General features: G+C 62.1%; 19 protein-coding genes, 2 tRNA genes and 2 pseudogenes. 11 read left to right on the forward strand and 12 right to left on the reverse strand.

The window, feature by feature from the left end; genetic code table 11:
- The first annotated feature begins 4 nt into the window (after window positions 1-4).
- From H9L06_RS07135 to pheA, 4 genes and pseudogenes are all read left to right on the forward strand, one after another.
- Window positions 5-778 (forward strand): sulfite exporter TauE/SafE family protein, encoded by a 774-nt coding sequence (locus tag H9L06_RS07135; protein WP_187554550.1) that lies wholly within the window; start codon window positions 5-7, stop codon window positions 776-778.
- A gap of 33 nt (window positions 779-811) precedes the next feature.
- The gene (locus H9L06_RS07140) at window positions 812-1,633 is read left to right on the forward strand and encodes a carbon-nitrogen hydrolase family protein (RefSeq protein WP_187554551.1); all 822 of its coding nucleotides are present in this window, start codon (window positions 812-814) and stop codon (window positions 1,631-1,633) included.
- Window positions 1,634-1,677: 44 nt separating this feature from the next.
- Entirely contained in the window at window positions 1,678-3,318 is a 1,641-nt protein-coding gene (locus tag H9L06_RS07145) for a phosphohexomutase domain-containing protein (RefSeq protein WP_187554552.1), read from the forward strand.
- 21 nt (window positions 3,319-3,339) lie between these two features.
- Window positions 3,340-4,286, forward strand: a pseudogene (gene pheA / locus H9L06_RS07150) (prephenate dehydratase).
- Window positions 4,287-4,289: 3 nt separating this feature from the next.
- Here the strand turns inward: pheA and H9L06_RS07155 are convergent.
- A complete protein-coding gene (locus tag H9L06_RS07155) occupies window positions 4,290-5,318 on the reverse strand; it encodes a diacylglycerol/lipid kinase family protein (RefSeq protein ID WP_187554553.1) in 1,029 nt (342 codons plus the stop codon).
- A gap of 39 nt (window positions 5,319-5,357) precedes the next feature.
- Between H9L06_RS07155 and serS the strand changes: the two genes are divergently transcribed.
- The 3 genes from serS to H9L06_RS07170 all read left to right on the forward strand — a co-directional run bounded on the left by serS (window position 5,358) and on the right by H9L06_RS07170 (window position 7,604).
- Complete coding sequence (gene serS, locus H9L06_RS07160) at window positions 5,358-6,635, forward strand: serine--tRNA ligase (protein WP_187554554.1); 1,278 nt, start codon at window positions 5,358-5,360, stop codon at window positions 6,633-6,635.
- A complete protein-coding gene (locus H9L06_RS07165; protein WP_246454297.1) occupies window positions 6,632-7,480 on the forward strand; it encodes an HAD family hydrolase in 849 nt (282 codons plus the stop codon). The genes serS and H9L06_RS07165 overlap by 4 nt, the downstream gene beginning before the upstream one ends.
- 33 nt (window positions 7,481-7,513) lie before the next feature.
- Window positions 7,514-7,604 (forward strand) — tRNA-Ser (locus H9L06_RS07170).
- Between the two features lie 16 nt (window positions 7,605-7,620).
- Here H9L06_RS07170 and H9L06_RS07175 read toward each other — a convergent pair.
- Together H9L06_RS07175 and H9L06_RS07180 are read right to left on the reverse strand one after the other, a co-directional pair.
- Window positions 7,621-7,842: a CDGSH iron-sulfur domain-containing protein gene (locus H9L06_RS07175; RefSeq protein WP_187556416.1), complete on the reverse strand. Its 222-nt coding sequence runs from the start codon at window positions 7,840-7,842 to the stop codon at window positions 7,621-7,623.
- Window positions 7,842-8,930: an iron-containing redox enzyme family protein gene (locus tag H9L06_RS07180; RefSeq protein ID WP_187554555.1), complete on the reverse strand. Its 1,089-nt coding sequence runs from the start codon at window positions 8,928-8,930 to the stop codon at window positions 7,842-7,844. Before H9L06_RS07180 ends, H9L06_RS07175 begins: the two co-directional genes overlap by 1 nt.
- A 188-nt stretch (window positions 8,931-9,118) precedes the next feature.
- Here H9L06_RS07180 and H9L06_RS07185 point away from each other — a divergent pair, with 188 nt between their 5' ends.
- The 3 genes from H9L06_RS07185 to H9L06_RS07195 all read left to right on the forward strand — a co-directional run bounded on the left by H9L06_RS07185 (window position 9,119) and on the right by H9L06_RS07195 (window position 10,924).
- Window positions 9,119-10,390: an LCP family protein gene (locus H9L06_RS07185; RefSeq protein WP_187554556.1), complete on the forward strand. Its 1,272-nt coding sequence runs from the start codon at window positions 9,119-9,121 to the stop codon at window positions 10,388-10,390.
- 58 nt (window positions 10,391-10,448) lie between these two features.
- A tRNA-Ser gene (locus H9L06_RS07190) sits at window positions 10,449-10,540 on the forward strand.
- Window positions 10,541-10,624: 84 nt separating this feature from the next.
- The gene (locus H9L06_RS07195) at window positions 10,625-10,924 is read left to right on the forward strand and encodes a hypothetical protein (protein WP_187554557.1); all 300 of its coding nucleotides are present in this window, start codon (window positions 10,625-10,627) and stop codon (window positions 10,922-10,924) included.
- 26 nt (window positions 10,925-10,950) lie between these two features.
- Here H9L06_RS07195 and H9L06_RS07200 read toward each other — a convergent pair whose 3' ends face one another.
- From H9L06_RS07200 to H9L06_RS07240, 9 genes are all read right to left on the reverse strand, one after another.
- Window positions 10,951-11,766, reverse strand: coding sequence for a thermonuclease family protein (locus H9L06_RS07200; protein ID WP_187554558.1), 816 nt, complete (start codon window positions 11,764-11,766; stop codon window positions 10,951-10,953).
- A gap of 27 nt (window positions 11,767-11,793) precedes the next feature.
- The gene (locus H9L06_RS07205) at window positions 11,794-12,000 is read right to left on the reverse strand and encodes a hypothetical protein (RefSeq protein ID WP_246454298.1); all 207 of its coding nucleotides are present in this window, start codon (window positions 11,998-12,000) and stop codon (window positions 11,794-11,796) included.
- 59 nt (window positions 12,001-12,059) lie between these two features.
- Entirely contained in the window at window positions 12,060-12,728 is a 669-nt protein-coding gene (locus H9L06_RS07210; RefSeq protein WP_187554559.1) for an SOS response-associated peptidase family protein, read from the reverse strand.
- A gap of 42 nt (window positions 12,729-12,770) precedes the next feature.
- Window positions 12,771-14,588, reverse strand: coding sequence for an ABC transporter ATP-binding protein (locus H9L06_RS07215; RefSeq protein ID WP_187554560.1), 1,818 nt, complete (start codon window positions 14,586-14,588; stop codon window positions 12,771-12,773).
- The gene (locus H9L06_RS07220; protein WP_187554561.1) at window positions 14,585-16,369 is read right to left on the reverse strand and encodes an ABC transporter ATP-binding protein; all 1,785 of its coding nucleotides are present in this window, start codon (window positions 16,367-16,369) and stop codon (window positions 14,585-14,587) included. The genes H9L06_RS07215 and H9L06_RS07220 overlap by 4 nt, the downstream gene beginning before the upstream one ends.
- A gap of 78 nt (window positions 16,370-16,447) precedes the next feature.
- Window positions 16,448-17,401, reverse strand: a complete 954-nt coding sequence (locus tag H9L06_RS07225) for a 1,4-dihydroxy-2-naphthoate polyprenyltransferase (RefSeq protein WP_187554562.1) — start codon at window positions 17,399-17,401, stop codon at window positions 16,448-16,450.
- Window positions 17,398-18,639 (reverse strand): AMP-binding protein, encoded by a 1,242-nt coding sequence (locus tag H9L06_RS07230; RefSeq protein WP_246454299.1) that lies wholly within the window; start codon window positions 18,637-18,639, stop codon window positions 17,398-17,400. The genes H9L06_RS07225 and H9L06_RS07230 overlap by 4 nt, the downstream gene beginning before the upstream one ends.
- Before the next feature lie 35 nt (window positions 18,640-18,674).
- Window positions 18,675-19,607 carry a 1,4-dihydroxy-2-naphthoyl-CoA synthase gene (locus H9L06_RS07235; RefSeq protein WP_382336274.1) on the reverse strand — a complete coding sequence of 311 codons (933 nt, stop codon included), beginning with the start codon at window positions 19,605-19,607 and terminating at the stop codon, window positions 18,675-18,677.
- A gap of 27 nt (window positions 19,608-19,634) precedes the next feature.
- On the reverse strand, window positions 19,635-20,000 hold the full coding sequence (locus H9L06_RS07240) for a TfoX/Sxy family protein (protein ID WP_187554563.1): 366 nt from the start codon (window positions 19,998-20,000) through the stop codon (window positions 19,635-19,637).
- A gap of 68 nt (window positions 20,001-20,068) precedes the next feature.
- Between H9L06_RS07240 and H9L06_RS07245 the strand changes: the two are divergent.
- Window positions 20,069-21,066 (forward strand): annotated as a pseudogene (locus tag H9L06_RS07245) (o-succinylbenzoate synthase).
- Window positions 21,067-21,071 lie beyond the last annotated feature (5 nt).

The raw sequence follows: 21,071 nt of genomic DNA on the forward strand, positions 1-21,071 counted from the left end.
TCGCATGACAGATTCAGTGCGCCCGAGCGCCATTTCCCTCCTCCTCGTAGGCGTCGCCGGCGGCTTGCTCTCAGGGCTCTTCGGCATCGGTGGCGGCACCATCATCGTTCCTGCGCTTGCCCTCTGGCTGTCGATGCCGCAGAAAATCTCGGCGGGCACTTCGGTTGCCGCGATTCTTCCGACTGCGATCGTGGGTGCGACCAGCTACGCGGTTCAAGGAAACGTCGACTGGGTCGCCGCGATACTACTTGCCGCAGGAATCATCGCGGGAGCACAGCTGGGCACTTACCTGCTCGCGCGCATTCCCGTTTCAGCGGTGCAGTGGTCATTCATGGGCTTTCTCGCGGTCGTCATTGTGAGCCTCTGGTTCGTTGTGCCGAGCCGCGAGAGCGAGATCACCATCAACTTCTTGACGGGCGCGCTTCTCGTGCTCACCGGATTCATTACGGGCATTCTGTCTGGAGTTCTCGGCGTCGGCGGCGGGGTAGTGGTTGTGCCGGTGCTGATGTTCTTCTTCGGGTCGAGCGACCTCATCGCAAAGGGCACGTCGCTGCTCATGATGATCCCCGGCTCAATCTCTGCAACCCTCGGCAATGTTCGCCGCCAGAACGTCGACCTTCGCGCCGCGGTGTGGGTCGGTGTCGCGGCGTGCGCGGCCGTGCCGTTTGGTTCGATTCTCGCGGGGTGGATCGACCCCTTCTGGGGCAACGTCGCATTCTCGGCATACCTCGCCTTTGTGCTCATCCAGATGCTCACGCGCAAGCTGAAGAAGAAATAGCCGAAGCGCGCGAATTGTGCTTGCATGAGGGGTATGACTGACGTGGCTTCAACACTCAAGATCGCTGTGTGGCAGGCTCACAGCACACCCGGCGATGTGGAGGCGAATCTGCAGGCGCTCGATGCCGCCGCGGGTTCGGCCGCGGCGCAGGGTGTGGATCTGCTCATCACCCCCGAGATGTTCGTCACAGGCTACAACATCGGCGACAGGATTCGCACGCTGGCAGAGCAGCAACCGCTGGAGTTGGTGCGCGACGTTGCAAAACGGAACCGGATCGCGATCATTGCTGGTGGACCAGAGTGGCTCGAGCCATCGGGCGACGCACCAGCGAGCGTCGCAAACGCGGCCTGGTTCGTAGACGAAACCGGGAATGTTCTCGCGCGTCACCGCAAGATTCAGCTGTACGGTGACCTCGATCAGTCGAAGTTCAAGGCCGGCGATTCGCCGCTCACGCTCGTCGAGTATCGCGGCTTCAACGTTGCGGTGCTCATATGTTTCGATGTCGAGTTTCCCGAAACAGTTCGCACCGCTGCGCTCGCTGGTGCAGACCTTGTCGCGGTTCCCACCGCACAGATGGAGCCGTTCGACTTCGTGAATCAGCACCTCATTCGGGTGCGCGCCTGGGAGAACGCCACCTACGTCGCGTACGCAAATCAACACGGGCCAGATGGCGAGCTCACATATGTCGGTCAGAGCGTCATCGCCGACCCATACGGGGTGCACCTCGCTCAAGCGCAGCGGGCTGGCGACGAACTGCTGATCGCCGACGTGGATCGCACCACTGTGACCGAAGCTCGAACCCAGAACCCATACCTCTCAGAGGTTCGAAGCTCACTGTTTCAGCGATCCTCTTGAGCAGAGCACGAAAGCCCTCCGCGTGAACCTGGCAGACTGGTGCCATGGATACTCGATCCGGCCAGCTCCCGCGCCCTGAAGACCTCATCGATGTCGAAGCACTCTTACGCGCATACGTTGAGATCGTTCCCGACCCAGAAGTCCCTGCGCAACGCGTTGTATTCGGCACGTCTGGCCACCGCGGCTCGGCACTGAGCGCGTCGTTTAACGAGGCGCACATCGTTGCGATGAGCACGGCTATCGCCGAATATCGTGCGGATCAGGGCATTCGCGGCCCACTCTTCATCGGAGCGGACACGCACGCACTCTCGGCCCCGGCCGAGCGCACGGCAATCGAAGCGCTCCTCTCGCTCGGAGTGCACGTGATGACGAATGCAGGGACCGGCGATGAGGCCTTCGTTCCAACCCCCGCGCTCAGCCACGCAATTCTCACGCACAATCGTGGGCGCGACACTAACGATCCGGAGCGAGCCGACGGCATCGTGGTGACACCGAGTCACAACCCGCCTGCCGACGGAGGATTCAAGTACAACCCACCGCATGGCGGCCCCGCTGACGGAGATGCAACGGGGTGGATCGCGCGCCGCGCAAACGAGCTGCTCGAGACCGGCGAGTGGCGCACGGTCACCGACCGTGAAGCCCCTCTGGGGATTCGGGGCGCATACGACTTCCTCGGTGGCTACGTCGAATCCCTCACCGATGTGACCAACCTCGAGGCGATACGCGACTCGGGTATTCGAATCGCGGCGCACCCGCTCGGTGGGGCGAGCGTCGCGTACTGGTCGGCGATCCGCGACCGCTACAACCTTGATCTCACAGTGCTCGGGGCAGGTGTTGACCCGCAGTTCGCGTTTCTGCACCTCGACTGGGATGGCAAGATCCGCATGGATCCATCCTCCCTACATGTAATGTCGACGATCGATTCCTACCGCGACGAGTTCGCAATCGTCACCGGCAATGACGCCGACGCTGACCGGCACGGCATAGTGACACGCGACGGCGGGCTCATGAACCCGAACCACTTCCTCGCGGTTGCGATCGACTATCTGCTCGAGCACCGACCTGATTGGCCGGTCACTGCGGGCATTGGCAAGACGCTCGTCTCCTCGGCGATGATCGACCGAGTCGTAGCCGCCCACGAGAGGTCGCTCGCTGAGGTGCCTGTTGGGTTTAAGTGGTTCGTGTCTGGCCTCTCATCTGGTGAACTGGTGTTCGGCGGCGAAGAGAGCGCTGGCGCTTCGTTCCAGCGGTTCGACGGCAGCGCTTGGAGCACCGACAAAGACGGCATTCTGCTGTGTCTGCTCGCGGCCGAGATTCAAGCGGTGACGGGCGAGTCGCCGTCAGAGCGGTACCGCAAACTGGTGGATCGCTTCGGCGAACCCGCCTACGCGCGCATCGACGCCCCAGCAACCGACGAGCAGAAGGCGAAGCTCCTCGCACTCTCGGCAGACGACGTGACCGATGGTGAACTCGCCGGAGATCCAATCACTCAAACGCTGACGGTGGCACCGAACGGAGCTGCGATCGGCGGACTCAAGGTGCAAACCGAGCACGCTTGGTTCGCGGCCCGCCCGTCGGGCACCGAAGCGGTAATGAAGATCTACGCAGAGTCGTTCAGAGGCGCGGAACATCTTGTCGAGGTGCAGTCTGCGGCTCAAGCTCTTGTGGCCCGTGTGCTGGGTTAGGGCGGCAGTAAGCTGGTGAACATGTCGCAGAGCCCCACGCTAACCCGCCGCTACTCCTACCTGGGGCCGGCGGGCACCTTTACCGAGGCAGCGCTCAAGCAGGTCGAAGAGGCGCAAGGGCAGGAGTGGCACCCAGTCTCAAATGTGGGTGAGGCGCTCAACGATGTGGTGACGGGCGCGAGCGATGCCGCAATGATCGCGATCGAGAACTCGATCGACGGCGGTGTCACGGTCGCGCAAGACGCACTCGCGACGATTCCCGGCCTTCGCATTATCGGCGAGTACCTGGTTCCCGTGAGCTTCGTGCTCGTCGCGCGTCCCGGCACCAAGCTCGAAGACATCACCGTCGTTGCGGGTCATCCGGTCGCGTACGGTCAGTGCCGCACTTGGCTCGATGCCAAGGTGCCCGCGCACGAATACATGCAGGCAAGTTCGAATGTGCAGGCCGCAGCAGACCTTTTTGAGAACAAGGGGGTCGATGCGGCGATCGCTCCCCCGGTATCGAGGAGCACTACGACGTCGAGGTGCTCGCGTCAGGACTCGCCGCAAACCCTGACGCGGTGACGCGCTTCGTGCTCGTGAGCCGCACGGTGCCAATGGGCGAGCCGACCGGCGCCGACAAGACCTCGCTCATCGTCGAGCTACCCGAGGACCGCTCAGGTGCGCTCCTCGACCTTCTCGAGCAGTTCTCAACCCGCGGCGTGAACCTCACACTCCTCGCCTCGCGGCCAATCGGTGACCGCATGGGCCGCTACCGCTTCGTCATCGACGCCGAAGGGCACGTGAAAGACGAGCGCGTCGCCGACGCACTGCTCGGTGTAAAGCGTTTTAGTCCGCGCGTCGTGTTTCTCGGGTCATACGTGCGGGCGGATCGCGTAGCAGCGACGATCCACGATGTGCACGACGACGACAACTTTCGCGATGCCAGAGACTGGTTGCGCGAAGTGATCGAGGGCGTCGACTCGTAGCTGTCAGATGAGCGGCAGCCAATTCGGCAGAACGCGAACGATGAGTGCCCCCGGATCCACCACACCGCGCACCGCAATCGCGAGCCCGAAGTCATCACCATCAAGCTGCACCGGCTCTGGCCTCGGTACCGAAAGCGCGTAGGTTCGTGCGGTGAGATAGTTCACGCTCTTCGTGTCATTCACGAGGTCGATGATGCGGCGGCCGACCTTCGACTTGCGGAGTACGCCGTTTTCCCACCCGATCTTGTTCCAGATACGCAGCCAGGAAAACGGGCCAAGCGGAGTGAGCGCCACGACGTCGAGGAGGCCGTCATCGATGTGCGCGTCGGGTATGAGCAGCACACCGCCCGGAAGCAGGCCACAGTTGCCGATCATCACCGTGTAGACCGTGAGTTCGTGCGCGGGGCCGCCGTCGACGGAGTAATGGATGTTGAGCGGGCGATCCTTCACCATCGTGCGAACGCCCGCATCGACGTAAGCAAGCCAGCCGACTCGCCGCTTCAGCTCTGACTTCGTGGTGCGGATCGTGCGCGCGTCGAGCCCCATGCCTGCCAACACAAGAAACGCGTGCTCGTCTTCGCGTTCGATACCCTCGGCGTCGGGCGGGCGCACGATCGTCATTCTGCCGAGATCGATCGGGCGATTGCGCCCAAAAAACGCTCCCTCAACTGCGGCGGCAAGATCACCGAGCGGCACACCAAGGTTGCGTGCGAGCAAATTGCCCGTGCCCTGCGGAATAATCGCGAGCGGCACGCGCGTGTGCCCGAGCCCCTCGGCGATCGCGCGGATCGTGCCGTCGCCACCCGCCCCGAGCACGACGCTCGCGCCGTCTGCGATTGCCTGCCGCGCCGCGCCCGTTCCCGAATCGTGCGCTTCAGTTTCGTACCACCGGGTCGGCGCCCACCCTGCTCGCGCCTCAGCGCGACCAACAGTGGATCGCAGGAGCGAAAGCTGTGTTTTCACGGGCTGATAGACAACCGCCGCGTGCGGCCAGCTTCGCGCTTGCTCTGCACCCGGGGCTCCCTGTGTCATGGCTCAATCGTAATGGGAAGCGCGCGATAGGCTTATGGGGTGATCGATCCAGTACTGCTCCGTAACGATCCCGACGCGGTCAAGCGCTCACAGCGCGCCCGGGGAAATGATGAATCATTGGTAGATCAGGCGCTCGCTGCCGATGCCGCCCGTCGCAGTTCGCTCGCTGAGTTCGAGCGCCTCCGGGCTGAGCAGAAGTCTGTCGGTGAGCGCGTAAAGGCTGCTTCGAAGGAAGAGAAGCCCGCACTCATCGCGGCCGCGCAAGAGTTTGCCGCTGGCGTGAAGGCAGCAGACGCTGCGGCGAAAGCCGCCGAGTTCGAGTTTGAGGAGATCGCCTCTCGCATCGAGAACATCGTGCTCGATGGGGTACCTGCTGGCGGCGAAGACAACTTCGTGACGCTGCGCACGGTTGGCGAGATTCCAACGTTCGACTTCGAACCGCGTGACCACCTCGAGCTCGGTGAGATGCTCGGCGCGATTGATATGGAACGCGGTGCGAAGGTCTCGGGAGCACGCTTCTACTTCCTCCGCGGCGTCGGCGCACGGCTCGAACTCGCCCTCATGAATATGGCTCTCGATCGGGCGATCTCCCGCGGATTCGTGCCGCTCATCACCCCCACTCTCGTGAAGCCAGAGATCATGGCGGGCACCGGCTTCCTCGGTGAGCACTCAGACGAGGTGTACCACCTGCAAGATCAAGACCTGTACCTCACAGGTACGAGCGAGGTTGCACTTGCCGGGTATCACGCCGACGAGATTCTCGACCTCTCAGAAGGCCCGATCCGCTACGCCGGATGGTCGACCTGCTACCGCAGCGAGGCTGGCTCACACGGCAAAGACACCCGCGGAATTCTGCGCGTGCACCAGTTCAACAAACTCGAGATGTTCGTCTACACGACGCCAGACGAAGCAAACGCAGAGCACGACCGACTCGTTGCCTGGCAAGAAGACATGCTGCAGGCACTCGGCCTGAGCTACCGCGTCATTGACACGGCAGCAGGCGACCTCGGCTCGAGCGCCGCGCGCAAGTTCGACGTCGAGGCCTGGGTGCCGACACAGGGCACCTTCCGCGAGCTCACCTCGACCTCAAACTGCACGACCTACCAGTCGCGCAGGCTCAAGACCCGGTACCGCACAGAGAGCGGCAAGACCGCGCAGGTTGCGACGCTCAATGGCACGCTCGCGACCACGAGGTGGATCGTCGCGATACTTGAAACGCACCAACAAGCCGACAGCAGTGTCATCGTGCCAGAGGCGCTCCGCCCCTACTTAGGCGGACTCGAAGTACTCACCCCGAACCAGAAAGCATTGACGTGACAGATCGCCACATTGTTGCCCTTGATCTCGATGGGACCGTACTCAGGCACGGTTCAGCAGGTGTGGGTGACAACCCGTTTGGCGGCGTCATCGACGACGACCTCGGTGATGCTATTCGCACGATCCACAATGCGGGGCACGAAGTCATTGTGTCGACCGGTCGCTCGACCGATGCGACCATTCCCATCGTCGAAGAGCTGCGCATTCGCCCCGACTGGGTCATCGCGGCAAATGGGGCGGTGACACTCAAGCGCGATCCACTCGCTACGCGCTCGTACCGGCGCAAGCACGTCGAGGCTTTCGACCCGACCGATGCGCTGCTCAAGATTCGTCCGCTACTCACGACCGCACACTTCTCTGTCGAACTTGCGGATGGCAACTTTCTTTACACCAAGCCGATTCCCGCTGGCACACTGCCTGCGAAGCAAGAGAAGGTCGACTTCGAAGACCTACTCGGTGTGCAGGCCGCGCGAGTGATCGTGTTCTCGCCCGACCATCACGTCGAGGAGTTTCTGTCGGCCGTCGAATCTCTCGGCCTCACGCACGTGTCATATTCCGTCGGCCGCACCGCTTGGCTCGACATCGCACCGCACGGCGTCACCAAAGCGAGCGCCCTTGAGGTTGTGCGCGCCAAGATCGGCGTGAACCCAGCAAACGTGTTTGCGGCGGGTGACGGGCGCAACGACCTCGAGATGCTGCGCTGGGCGGGCCGAGTCGGCATGTCAGTTGCCATGGGCCAAGCAGTGGAAGAGGTACAGGAAGCGGCGACACATGTGACCGCCTCAGTCGAAGAGAGCGGGCTCTTGCTCGCGCTGCGCAAACGTTTTCCTGAGCTTCTCAAATAGGAGCATGGCCCAACGTTTGCTAGGCTTTTCCGCGGAGGGTTGTCCGAGCGGCCGAAGGAACTTGTCTTGAAAACAAGCAGGCGGTGATCCCGTCTCAGGAGTTCAAATCTCCTACCCTCCGCCAAAACCCCCGGTGAGACCTAGTTTTCGCCGGGGGTTTCCTCGATTGTGGGCTCGGTTCGAAACCCCATGAGCTTGTGGGTTCCGTCGCAAAACGGCTTGATGTTCGACGCCCCGCATCTGCACAGTGCGACGGTTCGCCGTCGACAATCGATAGTTTCGCCGCTTGAATCCACGAGTTCGAAGTCGCCACGAATAAGCAGAGGACCATTGGCGCAGGTAACTATCTCGGAGTTGGTCATCACTTCGCCCCCTCCATCTCGAGTGCATCTGCAGGGTGTGATTGTTCTCCCACGGCAAACGGTTGCCGCAGTGCAGAACGGTCCGCGATCCACGCCTCGAGTGCCTCTTCTGCACCCCAACCGTCGATACACACCGACGCGTTCGCGCCAAAGACAATGTCTGCGAGCAATTGTGGCTCCTGCTCTGCGAGCCCTCCCGCGAGATCTCGCCCAGCTATCTGCTCGTGCACTGCGTCCGCCTCGACGTGCTCATCGAAGTAATCCGACACCGCTTCCCCAAACCCCAAGCGGCGAATCCCGTCACCGATCATTCGGTTCGGCAGTGACGACGTCATTTCGTACGCCGCATAGTGACCAGCACTGGCACCGCGAAGACGCCTGTTCAGACCGAACATGCTCATCATGTTGAACGAGGCGATGATCAGCGCCGGAACCGAATCGAGATGCGCAGCATAGGTGTCGTCAAGCCCGAACTCACGCATAGCCTTCGCGAATATCGACGAGTGCATACGTTCCTCGCGGCCGCCACCGTATTCATCGGTCTGGATCTCGACGAGCGCAGCCTTCACGCGTCCGTTGAGACGCGGGATCGTCCAGGTCTGCGCATCTGCCTCTTTGAGGGTGTACACGGATCGCAGCACGAGATACTCGCGCACGTGTTCTGCGGTCGCCCGCTTCGCGATAAACCGCGCGAGGCTCGGGCCCGGGGTTGGCTTTGTTAGCTCGAACAGTGCTGAAGCCACGGCCTCCGCTTCTGGCTTCGGCAGAGGCACTTCAGGAACGACTTCCCGCAGTTGGCGTTCAAACTCGCGCTCAATCGCGACTCGCGCGGCGACCATCACCGGGTGCCATTCCCACTCCTCGTCGGCGTCAACGACCGATCCATAGTGCAAACCGTGTAGCACCAAGAGGCTCACCTGCAAATCGTCATCGCGCAGAATGTCGTTCACGTGGCTCAGTGCGTGCGCGAGCCGTTCGTCGAAGCCAGCAAGTGTTTCTTCTGATTCCGAGGTGGGAGCACCCAGAGCGGCCAGCAATTGCTCACTCACAGGCCCCCGAGCTTGGAACGGCGGTTCGGCATAGCGCATTGTGGGTCCCCTTTCTGTTGACCTCTCCCCACAATAGAAACTTCGGCACGATCTGCGGTAGGGCTTGAACTTCCTGGGCATTGGGTGGTAGCTACGTGCCATTCCAGGCTGCTTCAAAGGCTCATCGGGTAAATTTGAACGTTAGTGCGGTTTTTGAGTTGTGCCGCGAAGTTAACCAAGGGGATCCGATGGCGAAAAAGAATGAGTGCGAGGAGCCGCGCCGATCTGTCGTGCGCCACGGCAAATTGCGCCGCTCGAGTTCGTGGCGAAATCTCACGCGCGTTGTGCTCACTACGCTGCTGGTTATCGGGTTCAGTGGTGTCGCCACCGCTGCATACGCCGTGTGGGGCATTGTGCGCGACGCAGAGACGATTGACCTCGGCGTTCCCGTGCCTGCGCCCGATGCTGTTGGCGCTGGCTCGCAGTCGATTGAGGGCGAGCTCAACATCTTCCTTGCGGGCTCAGACACGCGGCAAGGCCAGAGTTACAACGACGGCGAAGAAGGCGAACTCAACGACGTCAATCTGCTGCTCCACATTTCGGCGGATCACCAGAACGCAACCGTCATCAGCTTTCCTCGTGACCTGATGGTGCCGATCCCGAGCTGCCCAAGCGAAGACGGAGTCGACAACTACTACTCCGCGATGAGTGAGCAGCAGCTCAACAGCGCCATGATGTACGGCGGTCTGCCGTGCGTGGTGCGCACGATTTCGGAACTCACTGGTATGGAGATTCCGTACGCCGCCGTCATCACATTTGATGGCGTGGTCGGCATTTCGAACGCCATCGGCGGAGTCGAGGTGTGTCTCGCCCAGCCGATCGTTGACCCAAACACAGACCTCAACCTGCCCGCTGGTGACGTGACGCTTGAGGGCTGGGACGCGCTTCAGTTCTTGCGCACCCGTTACGGTGTCGGCGATGGTAGTGACGTTGCTCGCATCAGCAACCAGCAGGTCTTCATGTCTTCGCTCATGCGCAAGCTGAAGAGTGCGGAGACCCTCTCAGACCCAATCAAGGTCTGGAGCCTCGCGAAGGCTGCCGTGGATAACATGACGCTTTCGGAGAGCATGAAGAGCGTTCAGTTCATGCAGGCCGCCGCAGGCACCGTGAAAGACATCAACCTCGACAACATCAACTTCGTGCAGTACCCGACGTACGCTCACCCGTATCAGGAGGGCAGGCTCACCCCCGATTACACGTCTGCACAGACGCTGTTCGACCTCGTAAAGAGTGGTCAGTCGTTTAACGTTGCGGGCGTAGGCGAAGGCGCAGCTGTCGAGCAGACCGAAGAAACAGCACCAGAGACTGTGCCGGAAACCCCGGCAGACGGCACCGAGACTGTTCCGCCAGAGGGCACAACCGAGGGCACGGAAACCGAGGGGCCTGTTGTTCTACCTGAGAACATCACTGGGCAATCCGCAAGCACCGCCTCGTGCTCGGCCGGGCGCACCAGTTTCTAGCAAGCTGATTTCCGCGCTCAGCAAATTGCCGTTAGACTAAATGGCGCTGCCTGCGCATGGAGACGTGCCGGAGCGGCCGAACGGACTTCACTGCTAATGAAGGGTCGGGGTTAAACCTGACCGGGGGTTCAAATCCCCCCGTCTCCGCCATTTGCTAGGCAGCACTTAACCCCCGAATCACTGTTTATAACTGGGTTCGGGGGTTAAGCTTTTCTCTCGCATTAAGCTGACAACATGTCGCATACGAGTATCAATCGCCCCTCGCACCCGAAGCTAGCGCGCATCTTCGATGACGCAATGCAGCGAGGATTCGAAGTCAGGTACGCCGACGAACATCAGGTCGTCATATACAAACGTAATCGGTGGGGCTGCGGAGGAATCCTCCTACTGATCCTTCTCGGAATAGTTACGGTCTTGATCGTGCCGATCATTCTCCTGCTGCTCGGAGTCCTCGCACCGGGCGGTCAAGTAATTACCTACACGCTGAAACCCAACGGGAAGATCAAGAAGAAACAGCGCGCTGCACGCAACTAAATGCGATCGACCGCGACCAGGTACGCTCACTCACACGCGAGGCCATCACCGTCACCGTCGCCGCGGTGGCCAGTGCCATGTGCGAACCAGTTATAGATCTCGAGTTGTGCGGGATCAGACACGCTGAACGGGCCCGTCGGGTGACCCACGGTGTTCCGCTTGAGCGCCGCACACGAGGGATAAGAGCTCCACCAGCTTGCGTCTGCGCTAGGGGCCTCAGTTGGCTGGGGAGACTCATAATCCGGGATAGATTTCGATTCGCAACCAGTCGCCTGCACTGTGCCATCTTCGAGTAGAACAGCGAGTTGAGCTTCACGATACGACGATTCCTGCGGGTGTTCCGGGTACCCATCCTGTGAGTCGTACCGCGCAACCGCAGAGCCTGCCATCAGTTGGGTGAGCCCGATGTCGATGCCTTCCTGGGTCGAAACGTAGCGCAGCAGACGCTCGTACCTGTCAGTGTCGTTCTGCCCAGCCGGCAGACGAAGAAGAATCTCATCACCGACCTCGATGTGCTGATCGATGACCGCTGCTGCCTCCGCATATCCGCACTCACCTCGCTCTGGAGTGTCGATTCCTATGAGCCGAACAGTTCCCAGATCCGTTTCAATTGTGTCGCCGTCGACTATTGAAATGAAGGTCGCATGAGTGACAGTTGAGTCGTCATCGTTGAATGGCGTTTCATCACTTCTAGGTATGGCATCTGGCCGAGAAGACGAAAACTCCTCGTCGGTCATGAAGCCCAGCACCCCCGCAACAAGCATCAAGATGCCGACGACAATGACGATCAGACAACCGCAGCCTTTGGTTTTACTGCGCTTACGCGCACCCCGAGCCCCCATACGCTCATACTAGGTGGTAACTGGGCTCTAAACGTCTTCGTCGCGCACTGGTCGACGCGGTGAGGTCGTCGCCTTGAGGAACAGCCTTACCAGCATGCGTTTCTTCTCGAAATAGGCGTGCGGCTCGATCTCGCCGTCTGCGTACTGCTGCTCCAGTTCACGCAGCGTCTCATCCGCTGCAGCAGCGTCGAAACGTGATGTGCTCCCGATCGAAGTAGTTTCCCGAATTCTCACAATGCTGAACACTACCCGTCGCCCCAGACAAACAACCTGAACGCCCAGAGAGAAGATGCTCAGAAGAGGGTCGCGTGCAATCCGGGCTCGGCTTCACCGGTCGTCATCGCGTACGAAATCTCTTCCGACGCAACGAGCGCTTCGGCGACGAGGTCGGCGTCGCCGGGCCGTTGTGGATCGAGCCACGTATCATGCATCTCTCGCGGCAAAACCAGCGGCATGCGCGATTCGCCCCGAGACGACACGACTGTCGAAGCCTCACCCACGCCGTGACGGGTGACCATTGAATAGCTCAGGCCCGATCCACCATCTTCGAGTGAGCGCGGTGCGAGTATTGCTGCAATGCCGAAGAGTGCGCCGTCGGGTAGCGCCCAGCGCTTCTTACCCTCGAAGTACCAGTCGGCCGGGATAATGGCTCGGTGCTGAAACGGCTTGCGCCACTTAGTGACGAGAGCATCGTCACGGGAGTTGAACGCGGTGAACTTCGCGGGAGCACCGCCGACGTGCAACCACCACCAGGCCAGATCGATGCGCCGACCGTCTTCGTCGACTGAAATGACCGGGTTGAGGTTCACGCCCTTCTTTTGCGAGCGCGTCGTGTTTGCTTTGCCGCCCCACTCGGTGGCCCACTGGGCGAGCAGCGCCATGTTCGCCGGGTCGCTCATCGGCGGCAGGTCATAGGGCAGGGCTCGGCCGTCGCCGCCGCCAAGACCATACGATGCGCACATGCCGCCAGCGTACTCCGCACAGGTGCGAGTCGCCAGGAACCGTTAGGAGAGCGATTCCTTCCATGCGCGGTACAGGTGGGAGAAGCGACCACCCTGGCTAATGAGCTGCTGGGGCGACCCATCTTCGACGACTCGCCCAGACTCCATGACCAGTACCCGGTCTGCGATCGCAACAGTCGAGAGGCGGTGCGCGATAATGATCGCTGTTCGGTCGGCGAGCAATCGCTGGAGCGCATCCTGAACGAGTCGCTCGCTCGGCAGGTCGAGCGAGGCCGTTGCTTCATCGAGAATGAGCACCGCAGGGTTTGCGAGGAACGCACGGGCGAATGAGATGAGTTGCCGCTGACCCGCCGAGACGCGCCCTCCGCGTTTGTTCACGTCGGTGTCGTACCCATCTGGGAGCTCCATGATGAACTCATCAGCACCGACAGCACGAGCGGCTGCCTGAATCTCTTCGGCTGTCGCGTCGGGGTTGCCGAGCGCAATGTTTTCGGCGACCGTGCCGCTGAAGAGGTACGCCTCTTGGGTCACCATGACAATCGCGCGATGAAGGTCGGTTGACGAGAGGTCGCGCAGATCCACACCATCGAGCAGCAACCGACCCGAACTCGGGTCATAGAACCTCGCAATGAGCTTCGCGAGTGTCGACTTGCCAGCACCGGTCGTGCCAACAAGAGCGACGGTCTGACCGCCCAAGATTTTGAGGTTGCAATCGTTGAGCACGGTCGTGTGCTCGTCATACCCAAAGCTCACGTTGTCGAACTTCAGGGTGCCGTTCACGCTGCCCAGTTCGACGGGATGTGCCGGGTCTTCAACTGTCGGCTCCTCCTCGAGCACCCCTGACACCTTTTCAAGCGCCGCAACCGCAGCCTGATACGAGTTCAGGAACATCGCCACGTCTTCGAGCGGACCAAAGAAGTTGCGCACGTACAGCAGCGCCGCGAGTAGCACGCCAATCGCGAGCGAACCGTCGAGCACCCGCAACGCACCCCACGCGAGTGCGAGTGCGATCGAAATATTGCCCAGCAGAATGAGCCCGGGATCGAGCACGCCAAAGAGATTGATCACCCTCAGGTTTGCGACGCGATAGTCCTCTGAAACCTTGGCGAATTCGCGGTCATTGCGCTTTTCGCGACGAAACGCCTGCACCGCGCGAATGCCGGTCATCGTTTCGACGAACTGCACGATGAGCCTCGCGCTGACCACTCGCGTCGCGCGATATCCCTTCTGCGACTGCACAATGAACCACCAGAGCAGGAGCGCGAGCGGCACCCCCATGCTGACCACCACGAGTCCGCTGCGCCAGTCGAGAAGGCACAGAGCGGCGAGAGTGAACACTCCGAGCAGAACGGCGTTGATGAGCTCGCTGAGACTCCCACCCAGCAGTTCCTGGATCGACTCGAGGTCACTCGTTTGTCGCGAAATGATGCGGCCCGAGGTGTAGCCCTCGTGAAACTCAAGGCTCAAGCGTTGCGTGTGACGAAAGATGCGCGTTCGCAGCTCAAGCATGACCGACTGGGTGAGCTTTGCGATGAGCACGACGTACCAGCCGAGAAGCGCTGCGCCGCCCCCGCCAACGGCGAGGTACGCGATGGTGATGCCAACTGCCGGTACCCAGTCACCCTCTGAGATCACACGCGGAAGCGCGGTGTCGATGCCATAGGCGATGAGGCTCGGTCCGATAGCGCTCAGTGCCGACGACACCACAACGACCACCGCGGTCAGGGCGATGAGCTTTCGGAACGGACGCAGCAGCGAACCGAGGAGCCTGAGCGAGCGGCGTCTGATCGCTCGACTTTCCTCGCGCGAATACGTGTGGCGATCCTCCCCCTGCGTGCCGCGCACGCTCTCGCCGCTCACGAGTCAACCCCTTCCTCGAGCGTTGAGAACAGGAACCGGTAGTGCTCGCTCGACTTCAGCAGTTCGCTGTGCGTGCCAACCTCGACAACGCGGCCGTCTCGCAGCACGGCCACTCGATCCGCCATCGCGACCGTCGAGGGTCGATGCGCGACGATGAGGGCGGTCGTGGTCGCGAGCACGCGCCTGAGCGCTTGCTCGACCATCGCCTCGGTATCGACGTCGAGCGCAGAGAGTGGATCGTCGAGCACCAAGACACTCGGGGCCGCCGCAACGACCCGCGCGAGTGCTAACCGCTGGCGCTGGCCGCCTGACAGGCTCAGCCCCTCTTCGCTAACTGGGGTGTCGACGCCTTCGGGTAGTTCGTACGCAAACCCCGCCTGCGCGACCTCGAGTGCCTCGCGCAGCACACGCTCGGCCTCGGGGCTCCCGGGTTCGAGATCCTCGCGACCGAGCAGCACGTTCTCGCGCACGCTCGCCGAGAAGAGGATCGGCTCCTCGAAGGCGATACCAATGTGTCTGCGCAGGTCTTCGAGTTTCAACTCGCGCACGTCGACCCCATCGAGCTCTACCGCACCCCCGGTGACGTCGTAGAGCCGGGTCGGAAGCGTCGTGAGCGTCGTTTTTCCGCTGCCGGTCGCACCAACGAGCGCCATAGTTTCACCCGGCCTGAGCACCAGGTCGAGCCCGTCAACCAGATCTCGCTCCCCACTTCTCGCGTCTTGGAACCGGAAGCTCACATTGCGAAACGCGAGCTCACCACGAGAGTGGTCGGCGGTGCGGGGGCTGGGTGGATCCGCAATCTCAATCTCGGTATCGAACACCTCAAACACACGATCGACCGAGGTACGCGCGTCGATCATGAACGAGAAAAGAAACCCGAGCGAATTCATAGGCCAACGAAGCGCTGCGGCGAGCGCGAAGAACGCGAACAACTCGCCGACCGTGATGTGGTCGAGGCTGACGAGCACGATTCCGGTGAGTAGGCAGAGTCCGAGCGCCATCGCAGGCACCATGTCGTAGGCGAACCACATGACGCCGACCTCGCGGGCCTTGCGCATCTCGGTGCCACGCAGCGACTCGGCCTTCAGGCGAAACTGGCCGAGCGCGTGGCCTCCGCGACCAAAGGCTTTGAGCACGCGGATCCCGTGCACGCTCTCCTCGACCGACGTTGCGAGGTCGCCCGCCTGGTCTTGGCTCGTGCGCGAGAGTGTGCCGTACTTCTGCTCGAAGCGGTACCCAACGATCCAGATAGGAAGCGAGCAGAGGAAAAACACAACCCCAAGCGCCCAGTGCCAGCGGAACAGCAACGCAATGCCCGCGAGCATGGTGAGCAAGTTCACAAACAGCATGATCGCGCCGAAGGTGAGCCAGCGCCTGATGCGGCCAATGTCTTGCATCATGCGGCTGAGCAGCTGACCCGACTGCCAACGATCATGGAACGACACCGATAGGCGCTGCAACCGCTCGTAGAACGACTGGCGAATCTCGAACTCGACCTCGGTCATCGGGCGCAGCACTAATGTGCGTCGCAGAAAAATGAACGCGGCCTCAGCAATGCCGAGAGCGAGCACACCCAGGGTTGCCCACACGAGCGCTTGCCGGTTGCCCGACGTTAATGGCCCATCGACGACCCACTGCAGCAGGAGCGGTATGGCGAGGCTCGCGGCGGTCGCAAGCATCGCTGCACACAATCCGGCGATGACTCGTGGCATGGCAGGTTTGACGAACGGCCAAAGTCTGGCGAGCGATCGGGGAAGCGATTGCGAGGATGATGTGGTCATGGTGCCCTAGGAAAAACGATACTGGTTTGGGCAGGCCAGCACGAGGGCCGTAACTGGCTGGTGAAGCGAACTGCGCGGTCAGAACGCGAACGCGCAACCGAGCAGCACACCGTAAGCGAGGGCGGAGATGCTCGTGAGCTGCAGCACGATGATGAGTTCTCGCGCGGTCTTGGCAGTAAGCGTGATGATCATTGCTGGGAGTGCCGCCACCAGCACGAACCACACGAGCACCATTCCGGGCTGCACAGCTGAGTACAGCAGTGGCACACCAAACGGCAGCAGCACACAGAGCACAAAGAGAATGCGTGAGGGCAGGTCCCCTATCCGCACCGCGAGCGTGCGTTTACCCGCGAGCCTGTCGGTGGGAATGTCGCGGATGTTGTTCACGACGAGCACGGCGACTGCGAAGAAGCCGACGCCGGCTCCCGCGATCCACATCTCTTGGTTCTGCACATCGGTCTGCAGATACACCGTGCCTACCGTTGCCACCAGGCCGAAGAAGACGAACACGACGACCTCGCCGAGCCCCGCGTAGCCGTACGGCCGCTTGCCGCCCGTGTAGAACCAGGCGGCGACGATCGCTACCGCCCCGAGCGCGAGGAACCACCAGCGACCGCTGAGCACAACAGCGACAAGGCCAGCCGCTGCGGCGAGCGCGAAGAATATGAGTGCGAGCGTGAGCACGCGTTTCGGGTTTACGAGCCCTGAGCCTGTGAGACGCGCTGGGCCGACGCGGAACTCGTCAGTGCCACGAATGCCGTCGGAGTAGTCGTTCGCGTAGTTCACGCCGATCTGTAAGAAGAGTGCGACGGCGAGTGCGAGCAGTGTGAGCGTGAGCGAAAAGCCCTGAAGCATGTGCGCGATTCCCGCGCCCACTGCGATCGGTGCAACGGCGAGGGGAAGTGTGCGGAGCCTCGCACCACTGATCCAGTCGCGAACGGTGACGTTGCCGCGCTCGCCCGCTGCGATGAGTTGCTCTGCCGCGGCCCTGCGTGCGGGGTTGCCAGATCGCTTCGGGTGCTTGTTGCTCACTCGTGTACTCCTTCGGCCGCAGTCAGGTCTGTTGCCTGAGGCACGCGAAGACGCGCGAAGCTCTGGCGCAGCGTGCCGATCCACGCCTCGATAGCCTGCAAATCGGGCTTGCCACCGACAAGCCTCGGTAGGGTCTCGGTTTCGGTCGCCCACTCGGGTGCCGCGGCCGCACCAAGACGGGTGCGGATCGCCTCACGCACCTCATCGAACGGCACCGCGCCCGGTTCGGTTTCAACAACGAGGCTTGGGCGCTCACCCCACTCTGGGTGCGTGGTGGCGAGTGCGACCGTACTTCCCCATCCTGGCAGTTCGCGGGCGACGCGTTCGATCTCATCGAGCGAGACGTTCACACCGCCCGAGATGAGCACCCGGTCGAGTCGGCCGGTCACCGTGAGCATGCCGCCGAGAAGCTCGCCCGAGTCACCAGTGCGGTACCAACGTACGTCTTCGCCGTTGCGATCTTTGTCAGTGACAAACCGGTCATTCGTGAGGGCTTCATCGCCCACGTACCCGAGGGCGAGCGTGCTGCCTGCGAGTTGCACTTCGCCGTCGCGAATCCTCACGCGGGTGTCGCCGATCTCGACGCCGTCGTAGACGCAGCCGCCCGCGGTCTCTGTCATTCCGTAGCTGCGGCGAAGTTTCACGCCGAGTAGGTGCGCGCGCCTGCGTTGCTCGAGCGACACCGCCTGGCCGCCGACAAGCACCGCGTCGAACTGGCGCAGCGTATCTGCCGCATCTTCGTCTTGCTCGGCGAGGTCGAGCAGCCTCGTGAGCTGCACAGGAACGACTGAAATGTAGCGTCGCTCGTGGGTCATAGTGTCTGCGAGATCGAGCAGAGTGCGCGCATCCGCGCCCTGCGGTGCAAACACGGGCTCGATGCGCGTCGAGGCACTTCTCACGAGCATCTGAAGCCCCGAGATGAGGTTTGGCGGGAGAGTGACAAGCCACTGCCCCGCACCGCCAAGCTCTTCGCGCGTTGCGGCGGCGCTCGTTTTCAAGGCCTCAGCAGAAAGCGCGACAGCCTTGGGAATTCCACTCGACCCCGAAGTGCGCACCACGACCGCGGTGCCCTCTGGAAGTCTTTGCGCTTTGAGTGCCTCAATCTCTGGGTCACGCGGGTCGATGCCCGAGGCAAGCGGCAAAATTGGGGCACCCCCGGCGAGCGCATCGTCGAGGGCTGCGATGAGCCAGGCGCGATCGTCAACGGGAACCACACGAAGAGCGAGCGGATCAGTCACCCCTCTAGGGTACAACTCCCCCACTGGGTGGGGGCTCAGTAGTGGTAGGGGTACGGCGCCCAGTCGGGCTCGCGCTTCTCGAGGAATGAATCGCGCCCCTCAACAGCCTCATCGGTGCCATATGCGAGCCGGGTGGTCTCGCCCGCGAACAATTGCTGGCCCACAATGCCGTCGTCGACCGCATTCATCGCGTATTTCAGCATGCGGATCGCAGTCGGAGACTTTCCGAGAATAGTGCGCGCCCACTCAACTCCGGTGGTCTCGAGCTCAGCGTGCGGCACGACCTCATTCACTGCCCCGATCTCGCGAGCACGCTCAGCGTCATACTCGCGCGCGAGGAAGAAGATCTCCCGGGCAAACTTCTGACCCACCTGGCGCGCAAAATACGCACTGCCGTAGCCCGCATCAAATGAGCCAACGTCGGCATCAGTCTGCTTGAACTTCGCGTGCTCGCGACTTGCGATCGTGAGGTCGCAAACCACATTGAGCGAGTGACCGCCTCCCGCTGCCCACCCGGGCACGAGCGCGATCACAATTTTGGGCATGAAGCGGATCAGGCGCTGCACCTCGAGAATATGCAGGCGCCCAGCGCGAGCTTGGGCTTCAGGACCCACGGCCGTCTCAGAGTCAGAGTACTTGTAGCCGTCGCGGCCGCGGATGCGCTGGTCGCCACCCGAGCAGAATGCCCAACCGCAGTCTTTCGGCGACGGCCCGTTACCGGTGAGCAGCACGACCCCAACTCTTGGATTAACGCGAACTCGTTCGAGCGCATCGAAGAGCTCGTCAACAGTGTGCGGGCGAAACGCGTTCCGCACCTCAGGTCGATCGAATGCAATGCGCGCGATCCGCCCATCGAGACTGAGGTGAGCTGTGATGTCGGTGTAGTTCGCTGCACCAGGCGCAGTTTCCCAAATCGTTGGATCGAAGAGATCTGAAACACCGTTGCTCACAACCTGCTGGCTAGTCATGCCCCTAGCTTACGCAGTGCGCCGGTGTCACAGCTCTGCGCTCGGCACGGGCGGCTCCGACTGTTTCTTCTTCGGCCGTTTCGGCTTCGGAGCCGGGAGTACAGAAGCGGTTAGCCCGATGAGCTCAGTGAGCCAATCCCGATCTTCCCACCGGTCCCCGCTCACCCTGAAGTACAGCTTGGACCCGGGATAGGCTGGCGCCTCGTCGGGCTCGCCGATGAACGCACGCCCCTCCTGAGTCGGCTTCACGAACAGTTCGTCGTCGCACACAAACGCAACCGGCTTCTCGTCGCAGTACAGGCAGTACTCACCAAACATTTTGCGCGTGCGAATGTTCGGCAGCGCCGTCAGCTGGTCGGTGAGAAACTCCATCGTTTCTACTCGGGTACTCATGCCGAAAGCATAAGCTCCACCGGAGACATTCGGGTGCGCGAGCAGCCGCCGAGTGGGAGGATCGAACCATGACGACACCGACGCTGCAAGATTTACTCGATGCCGCACACGTGGTTGCGATTCCGACGCGCACGAGGTTTCGCGGCATTTCGGTGCGCGAGGCGGTCATCTTTGAGGGGTCGAGCGGCGCGAGCGAGTTCTCGCCGTTCACCGAGTACGACGATGCAGAGGCCTCGCGCTGGCTCCAGGCCGCAATCGAGTTCGGGTGGGGTGAGTTGCCCGAGTTGAACAACGATGTCATCGCAGTGAATGCCACCGTGCCGGCTGTCGCTGCCGACGAGGTCGCGGGCGTGCTCGCCAGGTTCCCCGGGTGCACGACAGCCAAGGTAAAGGTCGCAGAGCGCGGGCAGGCCCTCGCCGACGATGTGGATCGCGTGCGCGCTGTGCGCGAGGAGCTCGGCCCTGAAGGGCTCATTCGCGTGGATGCGAACGGCAACTGGTCGGTTGACGAGACGCTTGAGGCGCTATCCGCGCTCTCTGAGTTTGGGCTCGATTACGCAGAGCAGCCGTGCGCGACGATCGATGAGCTTGCTGAGGTTCGCGCGCAACTCGGCGGCAGGGTGCGCATCGCCGCCGACGAGAGCGTACGCAAGGCAGAGGATCCACTCGCCGTCGCGCGAGCGGGCGCAGCCGATCTCCTCATCGTGAAGGCGCAGCCGCTTGGAGGTATCACGTCGGCGCTGCGCATCATCGAAGAAGCGGAGTTGCCAGTCGTGGTGTCGAGCGCACTCGACACGTCGGTCGGAATCTCGATGGGCCTCCACCTCGCCGCGGCGCTGCCCGACGGTGCGCTCGCGGGTGCGTGTGGGCTCGGCACCGTCGCACTGCTCGAGGGGGACATCGCGGTGGATCCGCTGCTCCCCTGAACGGCGAGCTTTCGGTGCGCAGGCCCGCGCTCAACCTCGCTGCTCTCAGCCGCTATCGCGCCGACAACGAGCGTGAGACTTGGTGGCGCGAGCGGATCGAACGCTGCTTTGCCCAGCTTGCGCGCGAAACCGCCGAATGACCAAG

The sequence above is a fragment of the Leucobacter denitrificans genome (genome assembly GCF_014396385.1).
GTDB lineage: Bacteria > Actinomycetota > Actinomycetes > Actinomycetales > Microbacteriaceae > Leucobacter > Leucobacter denitrificans.